15 protein-coding genes are annotated in these 19769 nt (G+C 35.3%); 12 read left to right on the top strand and 3 right to left on the bottom strand.

Going from position 1 to position 19769, the window contains the following annotated elements; translation table 11 throughout:
• The first annotated feature begins 58 nt into the window (after window positions 1-58).
• From KO509_RS17515 to KO509_RS17505, 3 genes are all read left to right on the top strand, one after another.
• Complete coding sequence (locus KO509_RS17515) at window positions 59-469, top strand: biopolymer transporter ExbD (RefSeq protein WP_215974551.1); 411 nt, start codon at window positions 59-61, stop codon at window positions 467-469.
• A gap of 83 nt (window positions 470-552) precedes the next feature.
• Window positions 553-1122: an energy transducer TonB gene (locus KO509_RS17510; protein ID WP_215974628.1), complete on the top strand. Its 570-nt coding sequence runs from the start codon at window positions 553-555 to the stop codon at window positions 1120-1122.
• Between the two features lie 60 nt (window positions 1123-1182).
• On the top strand, window positions 1183-2529 hold the full coding sequence (locus KO509_RS17505) for a hypothetical protein (RefSeq protein ID WP_215974550.1): 1347 nt from the start codon (window positions 1183-1185) through the stop codon (window positions 2527-2529).
• 600 nt (window positions 2530-3129) lie between these two features.
• On the opposite strand, the gene KO509_RS17500 is transcribed toward KO509_RS17505, so the two are convergent.
• Together KO509_RS17500 and KO509_RS17495 are read right to left on the bottom strand one after the other, a co-directional pair.
• On the bottom strand, window positions 3130-3432 hold the full coding sequence (locus KO509_RS17500) for a DUF6172 family protein (protein WP_215974549.1): 303 nt from the start codon (window positions 3430-3432) through the stop codon (window positions 3130-3132).
• Between the two features lie 172 nt (window positions 3433-3604).
• Window positions 3605-4060, bottom strand: coding sequence for a methylglyoxal synthase (locus KO509_RS17495; RefSeq protein WP_215974548.1), 456 nt, complete (start codon window positions 4058-4060; stop codon window positions 3605-3607).
• A 366-nt stretch (window positions 4061-4426) separates the two neighbouring features.
• Here KO509_RS17495 and KO509_RS17490 point away from each other — a divergent pair, with 366 nt between their 5' ends.
• The 4 genes from KO509_RS17490 to KO509_RS17475 all read left to right on the top strand — a co-directional run bounded on the left by KO509_RS17490 (window position 4427) and on the right by KO509_RS17475 (window position 11616).
• Complete coding sequence (locus KO509_RS17490) at window positions 4427-6610, top strand: OsmC domain/YcaO domain-containing protein (protein WP_215974547.1); 2184 nt, start codon at window positions 4427-4429, stop codon at window positions 6608-6610.
• A gap of 263 nt (window positions 6611-6873) precedes the next feature.
• Window positions 6874-7365 carry a hotdog fold domain-containing protein gene (locus KO509_RS17485; protein WP_215974627.1) on the top strand — a complete coding sequence of 164 codons (492 nt, stop codon included), beginning with the start codon at window positions 6874-6876 and terminating at the stop codon, window positions 7363-7365.
• Between the two features lie 264 nt (window positions 7366-7629).
• Window positions 7630-9228, top strand: coding sequence for a cation:proton antiporter (locus tag KO509_RS17480; protein WP_215974546.1), 1599 nt, complete (start codon window positions 7630-7632; stop codon window positions 9226-9228).
• A 450-nt stretch (window positions 9229-9678) separates the two neighbouring features.
• Window positions 9679-11616, top strand: coding sequence for a hypothetical protein (locus tag KO509_RS17475; protein WP_215974545.1), 1938 nt, complete (start codon window positions 9679-9681; stop codon window positions 11614-11616).
• A gap of 217 nt (window positions 11617-11833) precedes the next feature.
• Here KO509_RS17475 and KO509_RS17470 read toward each other — a convergent pair whose 3' ends face one another.
• The gene (locus tag KO509_RS17470; RefSeq protein WP_215974544.1) at window positions 11834-13633 is read right to left on the bottom strand and encodes an ATP-binding protein; all 1800 of its coding nucleotides are present in this window, start codon (window positions 13631-13633) and stop codon (window positions 11834-11836) included.
• Between the two features lie 684 nt (window positions 13634-14317).
• Between KO509_RS17470 and KO509_RS17465 the strand changes: the two genes are divergently transcribed.
• The 5 genes from KO509_RS17465 to KO509_RS17445 all read left to right on the top strand — a co-directional run bounded on the left by KO509_RS17465 (window position 14318) and on the right by KO509_RS17445 (window position 19759).
• Window positions 14318-16147 carry an SLC13 family permease gene (locus tag KO509_RS17465; protein WP_215974543.1) on the top strand — a complete coding sequence of 610 codons (1830 nt, stop codon included), beginning with the start codon at window positions 14318-14320 and terminating at the stop codon, window positions 16145-16147.
• 178 nt (window positions 16148-16325) lie between these two features.
• Complete coding sequence (locus KO509_RS17460; RefSeq protein ID WP_215974542.1) at window positions 16326-17147, top strand: metalloregulator ArsR/SmtB family transcription factor; 822 nt, start codon at window positions 16326-16328, stop codon at window positions 17145-17147.
• 40 nt (window positions 17148-17187) lie between these two features.
• Window positions 17188-18198: an ACR3 family arsenite efflux transporter gene (gene arsB, locus KO509_RS17455; protein ID WP_215974541.1), complete on the top strand. Its 1011-nt coding sequence runs from the start codon at window positions 17188-17190 to the stop codon at window positions 18196-18198.
• Window position 18199: 1 nt separating this feature from the next.
• Window positions 18200-18706, top strand: coding sequence for a dual specificity protein phosphatase family protein (locus KO509_RS17450; RefSeq protein ID WP_215974540.1), 507 nt, complete (start codon window positions 18200-18202; stop codon window positions 18704-18706).
• A gap of 30 nt (window positions 18707-18736) precedes the next feature.
• Window positions 18737-19759: an ArsJ-associated glyceraldehyde-3-phosphate dehydrogenase gene (locus KO509_RS17445; RefSeq protein WP_215974539.1), complete on the top strand. Its 1023-nt coding sequence runs from the start codon at window positions 18737-18739 to the stop codon at window positions 19757-19759.
• Window positions 19760-19769: the final 10 nt, after the last annotated feature.

The following is a 19769-nucleotide window of genomic DNA, read 5'->3' as shown; positions in this document are numbered from 1 at the left end:
TACGTACTAGTTAATGATTATTGGCTAGTACCATACAGATAAACTATTAGGAAAAATCATGCGTCACTTAAATAAAATGATACAAGCGCAGGAAGAAAAAGAAGAAATAGATATGACTCCAATGTTGGATGTAGTGTTTATTTTACTTATTTTCTTCATCGTTACTGCCTCTTTCGTTAAGGAAGCTGGTATTGATGTTAATCGTCCAGAAGCAGCTACAGCTGTTAAGAAAGAGCGCGCCAATATACTCGTTGCTATTAGTGATAAAGGCGACATTTGGATCAATAAACGTAAAGTTGATATTCGCAGTGTGCAAGCCAATATTGAACGATTAAAAGCTGAAAACCCGCAAGGTACTGTTGTTATTCAAGCTGATAAGAAGGCAACAACAGATACTTTAATTAAGGTTATGGATTCAGCGCGCGCCGCTGGTGTGTTTGACGTATCGATTGCTGCGCAAGAAGCCTAGTAAACGTTGGAGAGTGTTAAGTGACTACAATAATTGTGCGCAGTGGTGTTCGATATGTTATCGCAGGTGTACTGGCGCTAAGTATGACCTTTTTATTATTTTGGGGAATGCAGAACCTTATTGCTGGCGGTAATGATGTTATGTCAGAGCCAGTAAAAGGTAATGTGCTAGATTTTATTCGTTTGAAAAAAGATGAGTCGGTTGTTAAAAAAGAACGAAAAGTACAAAAGCCCGCAAAACCTAAAGAGCCACCACCGCCAATGACAACACCTCCTATGCAGCAGAGTAACCCTAATGCAAACGCGACTAAAAGTAGCTTTGCTGCTGATATTCAAGCTGATATCGGGTTATCAGGTGGTTTGAACTTAGATAGTGGTGATGGAGATTATTTACCTATTGTAAAAGTTGCCGCGGTTTATCCACGTCGAGCGCAAGCACGAGGTATTGAAGGTTATGTAATTGTTGAATTTACCGTGACTAAAACAGGGGCTGTAACAAACCCAGTTGTAGTGCAAGCCGAGCCTGAAGGTGTGTTTGACCGAGCAGCCTTAGATGCGGTGGTTAAGTTCAAATATAAACCACGTGTTGTTGATGGTGTCGCAATGTCAGTGGCAGGGGTCCAAAATAAAATTAGTTTTGAGATCGACGGATAAATCAAACTTCACAAGAAAAGTAAGTTTATTTTTAATATTTAAATAAAAAGGAGAGTTAAAATGAAAGTTTCCTTATTTTTAGCTTCAACATTAGGTTTGGTGACATTTTTATCATCAAGTCAGGTAATGGCTAACGAAAATAATTCAGCCAACACTAAACAAGAAGCTAAACAAGAACATAAAAGTTACCGTGAAAGTAAAAAAGTTCCAGCGATGAGAAACCGTGTTTACACGCAACTTGCGCGAGCACAAAAACTTGCGGATGAAGGCGATATACCCGCAGGAATAGCTGTGTTAGCTGAAGTGGAAGAGCGTGTTGATAGTTTAAATAGCTACGAACAAGCAATGTTATATAACTTTTATAGCTTTATGCATTACGCCAATGATGATGTTGAAAATGCGATTATTAACTTTAATAAAGTGATCCGTGACGAAAGTTCAATTCCGGATAGTTTGCTTATTTCAACACGATTTTCACTTGCGCAATTATCGATGCAAAACCAAGATTATACTTCGGCATTAACACATTTAAAGGCTTGGCAAGAAATTAATTCAAAGCCACTAACTTCGAGTCAAGAAATGTTATTTGCTCAAGTTTATTACCAAGATAAACAATTTGTTGATAGCTTAATGCATATTGAAAATGCCATTAAAATAGCTGAACTAGATAATAAAATACCTAAAGAAAATTGGCTTATTCTAAAACGTGCCACTCACTATGAGTTAAATCAGCCTAAACAAGTAACCGAAGTGATGGAACAACTTGTACGTTTATACAGCAAGCCTGAATATTGGTTACAGCTTGCAGGTATGTATGGTGAAATTGGAGAAGAAGATAAGCAAGTTGCGGTAATGGAAGCGGCTTATCAAGCAGGCTATATTATTAAATCAAATGATATTATGACACTTGCACAATTATACCAATTTCATGGCGCGCCTTTTAAAGCTGCGAAATTATTAGACGAAGCCATTGAACAAGGTAACGTAGTTGCACAAGAAAAAAGTTTAGACTTACTTTCTCGTGCATATTTAGGTGCTAAGGAAACAATGCAAGCTATTAAAACCCTACAACAATTAACAGAGTTAGCTGATGACGGTAAATATGATGCGTTACTTGCGCAAACATATTTAAATGCTGAAAAATGGCAACAAGCCATTAACGCTGCAGATAAAGCAATTACAAAAAGTAAAAGTGAAGAATCAGCGGCTTACTTAGGTAATATGTACCTTGCTAAAGGTATGGCAAACTTTAATTTAAAAGAATTTGATGCATCTTTGGCGGCTTTTGAGCAGGCAGAAAAATTACCTAAAATTAAAAAAACAGCACAGCAATGGGCTAAATATGTTGCACGTGAACAAGACGCTTTTCAAAGACAACAGGAAATGCGTTTAGCTATGCTTAATTAGTATAGAGAATAGGTTTTGTTTAACCTCCCTTTTAAGCGCCTTTAGGCGCTTTTTTTTATTATGTATATTCCTGAGATTTTTTTGTGCGATTTTTGCATTCTATTGTCATATTCTATATGTCACATCATATACTTCATAGGCCATTAAATACAAAATACTTGGTTATTCCTGTATGTCTTATTTAGTTATTCCTGTATGTCTTATTTAGTTATTCCATAGGTCTGTTGATAAGTGATCCCGTGCGCGTGGTTGAATAATACGTGAGACCTTGAATCAAGTGCAGGGTGTTTGCTCGATTAGTCATTCTGTAGATCGCTTGATACGTAATCTCATACGCATGGTTGAACAAAACCGAGGTTATTAATCAAGTTTAGAATGATGACGAGGTGTTCAGGGGATTTCGTCATTCCGTAGATCGCTTAATACGAAATCTCATGCGTGTGGTTGAATAATACATGAGATTTTGAATCAAGTTCAGAATGACGGGTTTTACTCAGGTATGACCAAAATTTTTTATGAGGAAATCGAGGTTAAGGGGATTACTAAACTCAAAATGACGAGAATTCTAGTTCAAAAATGCTCGCCATCAATTCAAGTGTTCTATTCTTCGTCTTCAATTGGCTTTGATGTTCTTACTGCCGGTTTTGCGATAATTTCTAGGTAGAAACTTTCCAGTTCATGTTGTGCAGCATCATCAATACACTTATTCAGTGTAGACATATGAACAACATCGGCTACCTCTTTAGTATGACCATATTTACAATCAAAGTCCCAGAAGTCAGCGTCATCAGGTAGTTTTTTATTGCGTTCTCTTTTAATGTACTTTTTTACTTCGTGCTTAATTGCATCAATAAGTCTTGCTGGCTTAATTGTTTTATGAGTTAATAAAAATGTTTTTTTCATTGGGTACCTTGGATCGACTATATATTTTAATATTTGGTTAGCGAGCTAATCCAAATGTAGATGTACAGTATACCATAGCGCAATTTTGATGCTATTTTACTATAGAGCCTGTCATAAATAGATATTAACATGAAAAGGGCGCTACCTGATATGAAAAAAGTACTAATGACTGTTAGGTTCTTCTTGCTAAATAGCCTTTATAGTCAGGTATACGAGCATGATAAACTTTATCAAGGTGATATGAGTCTAGAATAAAGTCTGCCGTTGCTAAATTTGTTGCTACCGGGATATTCCAAACTGCGGCTAGTCGCAATAAGGCTTTTACATCAGGATCATGCGGTGCAGCATTCATTGGGTCCCACAAAAAAATAAGTATGTCTATTTTTCCTTCGGCTATTTTAGCACCCAGTTGTTGATCGCCACCCATTGGGCCAGATAATAGACTCTCAATAGGTAATTTCAATTTTTGTGAAAGCAGAGTGCCTGTGGTGCCTGTTGCATAAAGTTTGTGACTTTTTAATATATCTATTCTCACTTCCGCCCAATCGAGTAGTGATTCTTTCATATGGTCATGTGCAACAAGCGCTATATGTTTATTTTGCGCTAATTCGCGTGTTGTATATTCCATAACTGTCCTAATGCTTTGCTAAAAAACTGTAATTAATTTAATAGATAGTAACATCTTGAACTTTTTATTCTAGCGCTAATAATAATTCTGTCGATGAATTAAAAGTTAACGGCTGCTAATGGTATACTTTACCCTATAAGTAATCACTAATTAAACGAGCAAGTAGTTAACGTAGGTTGATTCGACGCGTATAATATTTATTTATACAAACATTGAGTCAATTTATATTATGACTTAAGGCTAATATAGCCAAAAATCCAATAATTACACTCATCAATATTAAGATGCTAAATAGTTTCGGTGAATCCTCATAAATTGAGACGATCCAAACACTTTTATTACAACATTAAAATATGGAAACGTTTCATGGAAATCAAAGTTAATTTTCTCGACAACCTTAGATTAGAAGCTAAGTTTGATGACTTTAGTGTCATTGCTGATCAACCTATACGTTACAAAGGAGATGGCTCAGCTCCTGGTCCTTTTGATTATTTTCTTGCATCATCAGCGCTTTGTGCTGCTTATTTTGTTAAAGTTTATTGTTCGTCGCGTGACATACCAACTGAGAATATTCGTTTATCACAAAACAATATTGTTGATCCTGAAGATCGCTACAATCAAATATTTCAAATTCAGGTGGAATTACCCGAGAGTATTTCTGATCGAGATAAAAAAGGTATTTTACGCTCTATTGACCGATGTACAGTAAAAAGAGTTGTACAGTCGGGACCTGAATTTAAAGTGGAAGCGGTTGAGAGTTTAGAAGAAGATGCTCAGGCAATGTTAATGGGGCAGCCAACTGGTGATAGTAGCACTTACATTTTAGGCAAAGATTTACCACTTGAGCAGACCATTGAAGATATGACGGGCATTCTGGCCGATTTGGGTATGAAAATAGAAATTTCTTCATGGCGAAATATTGTTCCTAATGTGTGGTCTTTACATATCAGAGATGCAGCTTCTCCTATGTGCTTTACCAACGGCAAAGGGTCAACAAAAGAAAGTGCACTTTGTTCAGCATTAGGTGAGTTTATCGAACGTCTTAATTGTAATTTCTTCTATAACGATCAATTTTTAGGTGAAGAAATTGCGAATAGTGATTTTGTTCATTACCCCAATGAAAAATGGTTTAAAGCGGCAGAAAATGATGCCTTACCTGAGGGAATTTTGGATGATTATTGTTTAGGTATTTACAACCCTGAAAATGAGCTACGTGCGTCAAATTTAATTGATACTAACTCAGGTAATGTTGCGCGCGGTATTTGTTCTATTCCTTATCAACGTCATAGTGACGGTGAAACGGTTTATTTTCCTTCTAATTTAATTGAAAATTTATTTTTAAGTAATGGTATGAGCGCGGGTAATAATTTAGCTGAAGCGCAAGTACAGTGTTTATCTGAAATTTTTGAACGTGCGGTCAAAAGACAAATTATTGAACAAGAAATTGTCTTACCGGATGTACCACAACAAGTGCTTGAGAAATATCCAAGTATTTTAGCGGGCATTAAAGGCCTTGAAGAGCAGGGTTTTCCAGTTGTTGTTAAAGATGCCTCTTTAGGTGGACAATTTCCTGTTATGTGCGTGACCTTAATGAACCCGAAAACAGGCGGTGTGTTTGCGTCATTTGGTGCACATCCAAGTTTTGAAGTAGCATTAGAGCGAAGCTTAACTGAATTGTTACAAGGGCGAAGTTTTGAAGGATTAAACGATGTGCCAAAGCCAACATTTAATAGCATGGCAGTGTCTGAACCGGAAAATGCGGTTGAACACTTTATTGATTCTACAGGGGTTATTTCTTGGCGTTTCTTTAGTTCAAAATACGATTACCAATTTTGTGAATGGGACTTTTCTGGCACAAATGAAGAAGAGTGCGGTAGCTTGTTTGCTATTTTAAAAGCACTGGGTAAAGAGGTTTATATTACTGTCTTTGATCAACTAGGTGCTACCGCATGTCGCATGTTAGTTCCTGACTATTCAGAAGTGTATCCGGTTGAAGATCTTATTTGGGATAACACCAATAAAGCATTAGATTATCGTGAAGATATTTTAAACCTTCATGTGCTAAGTGATGATGCATTACAAGATTTATTTGAACGTTTAGAAGATAGCCAACAAGATAACTACATTGATATTCGCACTTTAATTGGCATTGAATTTGACGAAAATACCGTGTGGGGACAGTTAACTATTCTTGAACTGAAAATTCTTATTTGTCTTGCGTTAGGCGCATTGGAAGATGCCCTTGATTTAGTCGGGGAATTTTTACAGTACAATGATAACACTGTTGAACGTGGTTTATTCTATCAAGCAGTACATGCGGTACTCGAAGTTACGTTAGATGATGAATTAGAATTAGATGATTTTATTACTAATTTTAATCGTATGTTTGGTGAAGAAAATATGAGTAATGTTGTTGGGTCAGTGTTTGGTGAAATCAGATTCTTTGGTTTAACTAAAACGAGCATGAAACTCGAAGGTTTAGATAAACATTTAAGATTGATTGAAAGTTATAAAAAACTTCATCAAGCACGAAGCTTAAAAATAACGTAAGCTAACTATAAATATATTTAAATTTTTCTGCCTACATTTAACCGTTATTTGTAGGCAAAAATCACGTTGCATGGAAGCAACGTATTAAAATGAATCGCAATACCTTATCTTGTTTTTATTCTAAGAGCATTCCTCAATTTGTATCGTTTACTTAATTTATAAACTAAGCATAAACAATTTTCCTGTATATAAAGCTGGTTGAGTTTTGGTAAATTAATGCTAAACTCATCTGACCAGGTAAAGATAAAACAGGAAAATTTATGATGGCGCAAAACACCACAACTAAGTCTACTCAAGCTAAACCCACTAAAGTTATGGCGCTATATAAAAGAGTGACTCGTTGGCCAATGGGGAAGAAGTTATTCTCTATGATGGTTGCTCGTATGGCTCCTTATTTTAGTACCATCAACCCTTTAATTACTGAGCTAAAACCCAACTATTGCGAATGCTATATCAAAAAACGCAACAAGGTTCATAATCATATAAAAACGGTACATGTTATTGCTATTTGTAACGGGTTAGAAATGGCGATGGGTGTTATGGCTGAAGCTTCTATTCCTAAACATTTACGGTGGATCCCTAAAGGTATGTCGCTAGACTATACTGCCAAGGCTGGTTCAGATATACGTTGTGTAGCACAAGTAGAGCCTGAGCAATGGCAAGTCGGTGATCTTCTTGTACCTGTTACCGCTTATGACAGCAATGATGTTGTGGTAGTACAAGGCCATATAAAACTTTGGATTTCTGAAAAGTAAAGATTTTAAGTGCTATATTTCAGCAAAGCTGATTACCCTATCAAACATAACGAAACGAATTTTTTTGATTACTGCATAAAAAATTATAGATTTGAAATAACATACTGATATATCATGTTATTTCAAATTTTTTATTCTGGTGTGCAATACGCTTAATCGTTTGTAGTACAACCAATTATAATATCCACACTACCTTTGCTGTTTTAACTATTCAATTGTTTCATTTGTAGTAGGCGAGACATGAGGTTTATTTAAGGAAGTATAATGGACTCACTACTCGTTATTATTACTATCTCATTAGCACTAGCAAGTGTCTTAAATATAGTATTAACTCGGTTTTCCATCTCTCATATTATTGGCTATATAATTACAGGCACTATCGTTAGTTTTATTTTCGATTTTAACGGTAGTGAAGACCTAGAATCACTCGATTTAATTGGTGAATTTGGTATTGTATTCCTTATGTTCACTATTGGTTTAGAAATGTCTTATTCTAAACTTCACAAGATGAAGCATTTGATATTTTATAATGGTTTTATGCAAGTCGCTTGTAGTTCCCTTATTATTTTTGCTTTAGCTCATTATGTGTTTTCATTAGATACTATTTCATCTGTCATTATCTCTCTTTCTTTTAGTTTATCGTCAACGGCTATCGTACTGCCGTATTTGAAAAAGTCTAAAGATATTGTAACGCCATACGGAGAAAAGTCTGTAGCCATTTTAGTTTTTCAAGATTTAGCCGTTATTCCAATTTTGCTATTAATGAGTTTTCTAGCCAATAATGAAATGTCGATGACTGATATTCTCTTAAAGACCTTTCTTTATGCGACGGCTATCATCGTTTTTATGTTTACTTTAGGTAAAAAAATTATTGGCTGGTTACTGCATTTTTCTTCCACCGCAAAAATGGAAGAATTGTTTTTAAGTTCTGTTTTTACCATCGTTATTGGTGCTTCATTATTGGCGCATGAGCTCGGTTTTACTTACTCTTTAGGTGCTTTTATTGCCGGAATGATTATTGCTGAAACTAACTTTCATATTAAAGTTGAGTCAGATATTTCTTCCTATAAAGATTTATTGTTAGGGGCTTTTTTCTTCTCTATCGGTACCAAAATTGATATTTTTTATTTTGCCAGTAACTTATATCTAGTGCTAGGTATACTCTTGTTGGTGATGATTATTAAAGCCGTTCTTATCTATTTTATTATTAGAAAAAGCGCCAATAAAAGTGATGCAATAAAGTCTGCATTAGCTTTATGTCAAATAGGGGAGTTCTCTTTCGCAATTTTTGCCTTGGCTGTTCACCAAAATATTTTAGATAGTGAACTGGGAAATTTTCTTATATTGATTACTGTGTTATCTATGTTGGTAACCCCATTTATGATTAATAATATCTACAAAATAGCATCGCTGTTTGTGGTTGAGTTTTTTGAAGCCGATAAAATAGCACCGGTAAATGTGCGCAATCATACGATTGTTTGTGGTTTTGCTACATTAGGAAGAATTGTTGCCAAAGAGTTAGCGAGCAAAGATATTGATTTTTTAATTATTTCTGACAACTTACAGCATGTCTTATTAGCTAGAAAACGAGGATACAATGCTTACTTTGGTCATCTTGATAAGCGAGTAGTGCTTGAATCACTTAAAGTAGAGCTATCTAAAAGCATTATAGTGACTGTTCATACATTAAAAGGTAAACAGTTAATTTGTGAAGCAGTATTAGAATATTGCCCAGAAGCCAATTTGATTGTGCAAGTAAATACGCTTGAGGAAAAAGTAGTTTTATCTGAGTTAGACATAAAATCATTTGTCCATGCTCATCATGAAACAGCTGTTTTATTAGTAAAAGAAAGTTTAGTTTAGTCAAAATATAAAACACCCAAAATGTAATATGTTAATATTGTTCTTTGGGTGTACACTGCATTGTCCATATATACTGTAAGCGCTAAAGCACTATTATTTATTTTCAATTTAGCATTTAGAATTAAGATTCGTCTCCCATATTGCTTAACCTCAGTTCAAATTAGCTATATTTTTAATTAAATAACGTAAATAATCTGCTCTCGGATTAATAAATCTTCCTCTAGTCGCTATTCCCCCTATCATCATCTGGTCAAAATATAACGTCATCATGAAATTTGGTTTACCAATTTTATGATTTTTTATTGTTTGTATTTTATTATTGGTTGACAATTTGGTAATGCGCTGTGATTATAGTTGTCAGTGTTTTAATTAAAACCAATCTTATTTATTGGTTTGGTTTTATACTTATAACTACAAGAAATTAAAATAATTTGTACGGGGATATCTATAATGAAAACCAAATTGTTAATAGCAATGACGAGCGCTTTAGCATTAAGTGCATGTAAAAGTGATTATGAACTACCATCAAGTGGTAACTCTTTAGGAAGTGTTGCACTTTCTGGCGATGCTATTATTGGTTCAACATTATCTGCTAATATTACCGAAGGTAATGGTTTTGAATCAGGTAATGTTACCTATACTTGGCTACTTGATGGCGTTGCCATTAGTGGTGCTTCATCAAGTTCTTATACTGTTACATCTACTGATGAAGGTTCAAAAATTTCATTAAGCGTGAGTTATGTTGATAATGATGGTTATAGTGAGATAGCAACCTCATCACTAACTGAAACTGTTGAATTTCCAGCAGTACCGAGTGAAGGCACAGTCGAGATCACAGGTGATGCTTATATAGGTTTTGAATTAACAGCACAAATTATCGATGATAACGGATCTGGTGATACTCCTATTACCTACACATGGATGGCGGATGGTGTTGCCATTGCTGATGCAGACGAAGCTACTTACATGGTAACAGCTGCTGAAGAAGGAAAAACTATTTCTGTGGCTGTAAGTTACCTAGATAATGATGGTTTTGAGGAAGCTTCTACTTCGTATCCAACAGCCGCTATTATCGAAAAACCTGCTGATGTTATTACTTCTAAAGTTGCATCAATTACGGACACTATGGACGACGATGCAGGAGAATTAAGATATAAACATGACTCAACTATTGAAGCAGGTATGCTTACTGTTTCATTTGCAAAAGATGAAGTTTTGACCGCAGATGGTAGCGCTAAAGAAGCTTATATTGCTTTATATGGCAGCTCAACTTCAACAGCCGCAGCGATAGTTGATTTAAGAATAGGTAATGGCACTTATACTATACGTAATAGTGATATTGCCGTGACGTCAACATTTACACCAGGTGAATGGATTGACGTTGAGATGACTTGGGATGCCTCAAGCGCAAGTGAAAGTGTCGCACCGTTAGTAACTGTTTCTATTAATGGTAGTGCTATTACTACTGAAGCTTTTACTTCTGTTTCTGAAGACCTTGCGTCAGTAATGGATGGTGCTAAAACAGTAGTATTTAAATTAGGTGATACTGGTTCTGTAGTAACAGGCGCTTATTTAGTTGATGATTTTACTCTGTATTCTGATATTCCAGGCACAACAGTTGCTTATTCAGATGATTTTGAAGGCTATGAAGTCAATAGCTCATTAGATACTGATAATAGTGCATCACCTTATGATTCAAGTACCGCTGATGCATTTGTGGTTGAAGTGATTAGAGCAGGTACTAGTGAGCCAACAGAGCCTGAAGCCCCATCTACCACGCGTGGTAAATTTGCATCAATTACTGATACTATGACCGATGATGCAGGTGAATTACGATATAAAGGATCAATGTTAGCGGCAGGTAAATTAACAGCGTCATTTAATAAAGCCGAAGGTGATGAAAAAGATGCTTACATTGGCTTGTATGGTAACTCAACCAGTGTTGCTGATGCTGTTATTGATCTAAGAATTAAAAACGGTGTTTTTGAAATTCGTAATAACGAAACGATTCTTAGTGCAGTAACCTTTGAAACTGATAAATGGCATGATGTTGAAATAACGTGGGATTCATCAAGCACTACCGAAGTTACAACCTTGACACTTGCTATTGATGGCGAAATGTTTGGGCCATTCTTATCCGCAACAACGGAAGCGTTAGATTTAACCGCTGATGGTGTATCAACTGTTGTATTTAAATTAGGTGATAACGGTGGTGTCGCATCAACCGCTTTTTTAGTGGATGATATTAAACTTTATTCTGATACAGAAGCTACAGTAGAAGTTTTCTCTGATGATTTTGAGGGCTACTCAGTTGGTGATTCATTAGCTGCAGATAATTCAGCTTCGCCTTATAATTCGAACTCAGCCGAGGTTATTGTTGGACAATAACTAGCGAGCAGAATAGCTAGGCATTAGCTAATAATTACACATACAAAAATAGCGCTCATTTTAGCGCTATTTTTTTGTCTATTATTTGGTGCAAAGGCTATGTTTAGTGAGTTAAGTAAGCATAGTTTAATAGACCATGCTGATTATCTAATTAGTACAATCGAACATTAAATTATTGCTTTAGCTTTATGTCGAATATGGCGTTAGTTAATTTGGATTACCCTTCATTATTCAATGGTAAAATTAATGAAAAAACGCTGCCCTTATTTAGCTCGCTAGTTACACTGACAGTACCTTTATGCGCTAAAGCAATATGTTTTACAATAGATAAACCTAAGCCTGTCCCACCTAATTGTCGACTACGTGCTTTATCTACACGATAGAAGCGTTCAAATAGTCTAGATAAATGCTCTTCAGGAATCCCACTGCCTTGGTCCGCAACGTTGATCTTAATATCATTATTTTCTTTAATAATAGTAATGTTTATTTCACTATTACCATTACTGTATTTAATAGCATTGTTTAATAGATTAATAATTGCTTGTTCTATTAATGACGAATTATGTTTAAAGCTTATATCTTCTGCATTATTTAATATGATGTTGATATTTCTTTTTAGTGCTTTGTCTTTACAAAGGAAAATAGCATTGCTTATTGCTAAGGTGACTGATTCATCAACAAAGTCTATTTCATCAACCTCTGTTTCTTTTTCTATTTTAGATAATGTCAGTAAGTTTTCTATAATCCCTTCTAAACGAATAGAGTGGGTATGTATCACACCAATAAAATAGCAGCGTTTTTCTTGATCTAACTCTGGAAACTCTATTAAGGTTTCAGAAAGGCCTTGGATAGCGGTAAGTGGTGTTCTGAGTTCGTGCGATACGTTAGCAACAAATTCTTTTCTTTGTAATTCGAATTCTTTTAACTTTGTTATGTCGTTAAATACAACAAGGGTACCACACTTGTTTTTGTGTATATCAAGTAGCGGAGCTGATTGAGCAAACAGAACTTGTTCATGTGTATTTTCATTATGAATAATAATTTCTTGCCCAACTGGAGAGCTCTGTTGTAGCGAAAATACAATCAAGTTATATAGTTCACTGTTATCTATTGTGCTTTTTAACTTACAGCCTTCTATATTTTTTTCTCTTATTTTTAAAATGTTATAGGCTGCTTGGTTAATACTGATAATTTTTTCATTACTATCAACCGCAACAACGCCTTCAACCATACTTGAAAATACCGCTTCTTGTTCGTTTCTTTGATTGAGGATTGTTTCAATACGTTGATTTAATTCAATGGCAATTTCATTAAATGCTTGTCCTAATTGTTCAGACTCAAGAGAATCATTAGAGCCTAATTGTACACGGCTTGAAAAATCACCTTTAGCTAACCGTTGTGCTTGTATTTTTATCATTTCAAGCGGCCTCACTAAAGATTTTGACATCCACCAGCTAGCAAAAACAGTAATAACTGTGAGAATAATAAACCCTATAGATATTTTATAATAAATTATCCATAGCGCATTTTGTAATGTATCTAAAGGCGTTGATGTTCTGATAAAGCCAATAAGGATATCTTGTTCAATAATGGGCATGGCAAAATTCATGGCATCTGTTGATATAGTATCACTGTACCTTATTGCTAAACCTTTTCCTGTCATGAGTGCTTGTTCTATTTCTGGACGACCTATGTGATTGTCCATTATTTTTGGTGACTTTTTATTATCACCCAGCACTAATCCTGAAGGGAGAATAATGGTTATTCTGGTAAATGAATCATCACCTAATTGTTGCGCTTTATTTTGAATTTCTGGATAGCGTTTAGCTTGAATAAGTCGAGAGAATTCAGGTGCTAATATTTTGGCTCTAATTTCTAAATCTAAAGCTCGCTCTTGATAATAGAATGATTTAAAGGACCAAAGCGCAATCATTACAATAGCGAGTAATGAAATAAATGAGATGCTTAGAAAAGAGGGATATAATTTCCAAAAAAGAGTTTTGCGTTTTATTGTCATTGTATATTCGTTAGTGGTTATTTGTTGTTATTGTTAGTTGTTAAAATGAAATATTACATTCACTAGTAGGCTATAAAATATGAACATTAGAAATAAGGGCAAAGGAAAAAGCTTGGTTCAATACGTAAATTGTAAAGTGATGTAGGTTACAAATCTTGCATTTCAACAGTATGATCTTTCAGCTTTTCTTATATTATATTTTTAATACAAACTAAGGTGTTAACTATTATACTCATTATGTACTAAACAGAGCGCAGTTTAAAATACTCAATGCCGTTATCGCCGTTAATCTCAGGATATTTAAAAACGTACTGCCGTAACAGTCATAATAAACTCCATAAACATGCAAGTAAAACCTACCAATAGTAAGGCTATTATTGCTGTTAGATTACCTAACAGTTATTTTTCCCTTACTTCATCGTTAAATTTACTTGTAATAGACTAGCTAGTGACGCGAAATTTGCTTTGAATTAAGAAAAATTATCAAGTTAAAGTATAAAATATAGTTATATTATTAATAATTTCAATAAATTAAAAACATCTTAAACTGAGTTCAGGTTAAGTATATACTTGATCCAGAAGGTATTATAAAGTATTTATAACAAATAAAATTTATTTTAAATTTACCCCTTATAGCGTCATTAGCGTTCACGCTACCTAATTTAATCAACTTGGTATTGCCCATTGAATATTCCTGACCTACCTAATTATCATGCATTAGCGATCTTATTGATCACCGTACTAGCGTTATATCTATTTCGTCGTGACAGCATACCTCTAGAAACATCATCATTAGCTGTTATTGCAATTTTATGTGTGATGTTTTCAGTGTTTCCTTTTTATATTGATGGTGAACATTTTGAACCAAGTACTTTGTTTTTTGGTTTTGGCCACGAAGCGCTGGTGACAGTTTGTGCATTGATGATTATTGGTCATGGTATTGTGCGAACGGGAGCTTTAGAGCCTATTGGGCGATATTTAGCTAAACTGTGGAAGATTAGCCCAGCATTGTCTTTATTATTGACACTTATCCTTGCTGGCGTATTAAGTGCTTTTATCAATAACACACCCGTTGTTGTTCTCTTATTGCCTATTTTGATCAGTGTTTCATTACGTAATAAAACAGATGCTTCTCCAATGTTATTACCTATGGGCTTAGCAACATTGGTAGGTGGTATGGCTACAACTATAGGCACCTCAACAAACTTATTAGTGGTTAGTATTGCAAAAAACATGGGGTCAGTTGAGTTTGGATTATTTGATTTTGTTCAGCCAGCACTTATTGCTTCTCTAGTCGCTATCATCTATTTATGGTTAATTGCCCCTAAGCTATTACCAAGTAGAACACCGTTAATGCCTGATACCTCGCCACGCTTATTTAGTGCATACCTTAATATTAGTGAAGAAAGTAATGTAAACGAAAAAACCATTGCTGAAATAATTGCGATGACTGATGGTCAACTTAAAATAGAAAGTATTCAGCGAGGAAAGGATAATCGTAATATTATTCCTTTACCTGATACGATACTTAAAGTTGGTGATAGGTTAAAAGTGCATGATTACCCTGATCGCTTAAAAGAATTTGAGACAGTATTAGGCGCTACGTTATTCTCAGGGCTGCATAAAGTTTCTGACGAGCATCCATTAAAAGCTGATGAACAAACATTAGCTGAGATTGTGATTATTGCTGGCTCTGGCATAGAAGGGAAAACGTTACAGCAAGCGCATTTTATCCAAAAATATGCAATTTCAGTAGTTGCTTTACACCGTGCAGGTAAAGCAATGGAGATAGGGCGTAGTAGTATTGGTGATACTAAACTTAAAATTGGTGATGTATTACTGGTTCAAGGTAAAACAGAACAAATACATTTGTTAAAGTCTAAAAAAGGTTTTTTAACTATTGATGGTGCAGAAGCCTTACCACAAACCAGTAAAGCGCCAATTGCGTTAGGAACGTTATTAGCGGTTGTTGCATCTTCGGCGCTTGGTCTGTTGCCGATTGAAATTAGTTCTATTGTTGGTGTACTTATACTGCTTATGACTAAATGTTTAAATTGGGAAGAAGCTGCATCTGCTTTGAGTACTCAAGTTATTTTAATTGTGGCTGCTTCCCTCGCTTTGGGCTCAGCGATGATGATAACAGGGGGCGCTGAATATATCGCACAGGTTTTTGTTGCTGTATCTTTTGGGCTCCCTCCGGGTGGTGTGATTGCGGCATTGATGTTGTTACTCGCTATTTTAACCAATATAGTATCGAATAATGCTGCGGCAGTTATTGGTACACCCATTGCTATCTCTGTTGCTAGCCAACTCAACCTGCCGGCAGAACCTTTTATCTTAGCTGTTTTATTTGGTGCTAATTTAAGCTATGCGACCCCGATGGCGTATAAAACTAATTTGTTGGTGATGAATGCTGGCGGTTATCAGTTCTCTGACTTTATGCGGGTTGGTATTCCACTAATTTTATTGATGTGGGTAACGCTTTCGTTCTTACTAAGTTTTCTTTATTTGTAATGTACATTTGAGCTGTTAATGACTTAAATATATTTTTATAACAATAAGTTATGGTCACTTAGATTATAAAACGTAGATGTTTATTATAATATCTACGTTTTTTTTGTGCTCATCTGCTTGTATATATGAAAAAACATATATACAATTATGTTTATATATTGTGAGTGTAAGATTTAATATGAACAAAAGTAAACGCAGCGTACTTTTTCTATGTACTGGTAATTCAGCGAGATCACAAATGGCAGAAGCGTTGCTTAAGCACAAAGCAGGTGATCAATTTGATATTTTTAGTGCGGGTACACAACCCGAAAACGTCGATGGACGTGCGATTGCAGCATTAAAGCAATTTGGTATTGATCCACCGCAATTAGTCTCTAAAGGAATTGATACATTTGTAGGCCGAGAGTTTGATTTTGTTATTACACTTTGTGATAAAGCCAGCAGTGAATGTCGGGATTTTCCTGATGCAAAACAACAATATGCCTGGGACTTTCCAGACCCTAAAAACCGTTTAGGTAATGCACCATTTACAATGACTTTAAATGAGTTAAGTCGTCGTTTGTCTATGTTTCTAATCATGGAAGGAGCGAGTGTTGAAGAGAAGGTCAGCAACAACACAGAGCTTAGTGAAACAGAAGAAAAAACGCTGCGTTTAACACCGATTGATTTTTATAAAAACCTGACAGATGAAATCCGAATGAAGGTCTTAATGTTATCGCATTATCATGGTGAATTATGTGTCTGTGAAATAATGGAAGCTTTAGCTGAAGATAGTCAGCCTAAGGTATCTCGTAATTTAGCACTATTAAGAAAATCTAATATTTTGAGTGCTCGAAAACATGGTCAATGGGTGTTTTACCGAATTAACCCTGAACTTCCTCATTGGGCAAAAGCGGTTATAGCAGAGACAACGGAAAATAATACACATCTTTTCCAGGATGCATACTTACGATTAACTAAAATGCAAAGCCGACCGAATAAAGCTACTTTTTGTAAGTAAAATTGTGCGAAGTAAAAATTAAATTTAAGGATATATTTTAATGGGTATTTTTGAGCGTTATTTATCATTTTGGGTAGCTATTAGCATGCTTTCTGGTGTGTTGTTAGGGTTATGGCAACCAGAGGTATTTCAGCTTATTGCTAACGTTGAAATAGCGCATGTTAATATTGTGGTAGCTATTTTTATTTGGGTGATGATTTACCCAATGATGGTGCAAATTGATTTTTCAGCAATAAAAGATGTAGGTAAAAACCCAAAAGGGTTAGTTCTAACCGTGATAATTAATTGGTTGATTAAACCATTTACTATGGCAGGTTTAGGTTGGCTTTTCTTTAATGGTTTATTTGTTGATTTAGTCGATCCTGAATCTGCACAGGAATATATTGCGGGTATGATTTTACTTGGTGTTGCGCCATGTACTGCCATGGTGTTTATTTGGTCGCAATTAACAAAAGGTGATCCAAACTATACCTTAGTACAAGTATCAGTGAATGATGTCATTATGATTTTCGCTTTTGCGCCAATATCGGCATTATTACTTGGGGTGAGTGATATTGAAGTACCGTGGGAAACCTTATTTATCTCAGTGGTCCTTTACGTGCTATTACCGTTAGTTGCCGGTATTTTAACTCGCCAAAAATTAAATAATAGTGAGAAATCACTGACGCACTTTCTATCAACAATGAAGCCTTGGTCAGTTATTGGATTGCTCGCTACGGTAGTATTATTATTTGGCTTTCAAGCCAATACAATTATTAATGAGCCTGAAACCATTGGCTTAATCGCTATTCCATTAATGATCCAAACTTACGGTATCTTCATTATTGCTTATATCGCTGCTATATGGATGAAGCTGCCTCAAAATATTGCGGCACCAGCCTGTTTAATTGGTACTTCAAACTTTTTTGAATTAGCTGTTGCGGTTGCCATTTCACTGTTTGGTTTACATTCAGGGGCTGCGCTTGCAACCGTCGTTGGGGTGTTAGTGGAAGTACCCGTAATGCTCTCCTTAGTTTATATCATTAATCGGACACAACATTGGTTTAAATAAAATGATTAAAAAAACACTATGCTTAACACATCCTTTTGATACGTTACCGTTAGATAATGGCGCTCAACTTATTTTTACTCCTTGTCCGGGCACAAAAGAAGCAGATTTAGTCGCATCTATTGCCACGCTTAAAAATGCGGGTACTAATTTACTTATTACCTTGATGTTTGATGAAGAAATGGAAAGAAATGCAGTACTTTCTTTACCTGAAGAGTGCAACAAGCAAGGTATACAATGGTTACAATTGCCTATTTTAGATGACGCTGAACCAAATCAGGCATTTGAAACACAATGGCAGGTTCATAAAGCTAACATCATAAAGATAATAAATAACAAAGGAGTTATTGCGGTCCATTGTAAAGGTGGCTCTGGCAGAACAGGTTTAGTTATCGGATTAATACTGTTAGCCCTAGGTTGGTCTCATGAAAAAATTATTTCTGAGGTACAAAAACTCAGACCGACATCATTAAAAAACTTGAAGCAATTAAATTACTTTAATTCATATTAAATATTCTTGTTCTTATTTTAGGAAAAAACGATGACACTTAAAATTGGTATTAATGGCTTTGGCCGTATGGGACGTTTATCGATGCGGGCTGCATTTGATTGGGATGATGTAGAAATTGTTCATATTAACGATCCAGCAGGTGATGCGGCAACATTAGCGCATTTAATGACTTTTGATTCAGTTCATGGTCGCTGGTGTCATGAAGCGACGAGTAAAAAAACAGTGAATGGCGAGGAAATGATCATAAATGGCAAAGCGATCCCTTGTACACAAAATAAAATGACACAAGAGACTGATTGGTCAAAATGTGATGTTGTTATTGAAGCTTCAGGTAAAATCAAAACGAAAGCTTTATTACAAGCTTATTTAGATCAAGGCGTTAAACGTGTAGTTGTTACAGCGCCGGTAAAGGAAGAGGGAGTGTTAAATGTTGTAATGGGAGTTAATGATCACTTATACAATAAAGAAATTCATTCTATTGTAACGGCTGCATCATGTACCACTAATTGTATAGCCCCTGTCGTTAAGGTTATTCACGAAAAGATAGGCATTAAGCATGGTTCGATTACCACTATTCATGACATAACGAATACGCAAACTATTATTGATGCGCCGCACAAAGACCTACGACGTGCTCGCTCATGTGGCACTAGCTTAATTCCAACAACAACAGGGTCAGCAACAGCGATAACACATATTTTCCCTGAATTAAAAGGAAAACTAAATGGTCATGCTATTCGTGTACCGTTAACCAATGCTTCTATTACCGATTGTGTGTTTGAGTTAGAAAAAAATACAACAGTAGAAGTGGTAAATAACTTACTTAAAGAAGCTGCTAATAATGAGCTTAGCGGTATTTTAGGTTATGAAGAACGACCATTAGTTTCTATTGATTATAAAACAGATCCACGTTCAAGCATTATCGATGCTTTATCAACGATGGTCGTTAATAATACTCAAGTTAAATTATATGTTTGGTATGACAATGAATGGGGGTATGCCAATAGAACGGCTGAATTAGCGCGTATGGTCGGATTAGCCGATTTAGCCTAAAGGAATAGTT

The sequence above is a fragment of the Colwellia sp. C2M11 genome (assembly GCF_018860915.1).
GTDB lineage: Bacteria > Pseudomonadota > Gammaproteobacteria > Enterobacterales > Alteromonadaceae > Colwellia.
Note: the sequence above shows the minus strand (reverse complement) of the source record. Positions and strands in the feature narration are given on the sequence as shown.

Coding starts and splice junctions, on each gene's coding strand:
- KO509_RS17515 (WP_215974551.1), top strand. CDS start 59: ATGCGTCACTTAAATAAAATGATACAAGCGCAGGAAGAAAAAGAAGAA.
- KO509_RS17510 (WP_215974628.1), top strand. CDS start 553: ATGACCTTTTTATTATTTTGGGGAATGCAGAACCTTATTGCTGGCGGT.
- KO509_RS17505 (WP_215974550.1), top strand. CDS start 1,183: ATGAAAGTTTCCTTATTTTTAGCTTCAACATTAGGTTTGGTGACATTT.
- KO509_RS17500 (WP_215974549.1), bottom strand. CDS start 3,432: ATGAAAAAAACATTTTTATTAACTCATAAAACAATTAAGCCAGCAAGA.
- KO509_RS17495 (WP_215974548.1), bottom strand. CDS start 4,060: ATGGAATATACAACACGCGAATTAGCGCAAAATAAACATATAGCGCTT.
- KO509_RS17490 (WP_215974547.1), top strand. CDS start 4,427: ATGGAAATCAAAGTTAATTTTCTCGACAACCTTAGATTAGAAGCTAAG.
- KO509_RS17485 (WP_215974627.1), top strand. CDS start 6,874: ATGGCGCAAAACACCACAACTAAGTCTACTCAAGCTAAACCCACTAAA.
- KO509_RS17480 (WP_215974546.1), top strand. CDS start 7,630: ATGGACTCACTACTCGTTATTATTACTATCTCATTAGCACTAGCAAGT.
- KO509_RS17475 (WP_215974545.1), top strand. CDS start 9,679: ATGAAAACCAAATTGTTAATAGCAATGACGAGCGCTTTAGCATTAAGT.
- KO509_RS17470 (WP_215974544.1), bottom strand. CDS start 13,633: ATGACAATAAAACGCAAAACTCTTTTTTGGAAATTATATCCCTCTTTT.
- KO509_RS17460 (WP_215974542.1), top strand. CDS start 16,326: ATGAACAAAAGTAAACGCAGCGTACTTTTTCTATGTACTGGTAATTCA.
- arsB (WP_215974541.1), top strand. CDS start 17,188: ATGGGTATTTTTGAGCGTTATTTATCATTTTGGGTAGCTATTAGCATG.
- KO509_RS17450 (WP_215974540.1), top strand. CDS start 18,200: ATGATTAAAAAAACACTATGCTTAACACATCCTTTTGATACGTTACCG.
- KO509_RS17445 (WP_215974539.1), top strand. CDS start 18,737: ATGACACTTAAAATTGGTATTAATGGCTTTGGCCGTATGGGACGTTTA.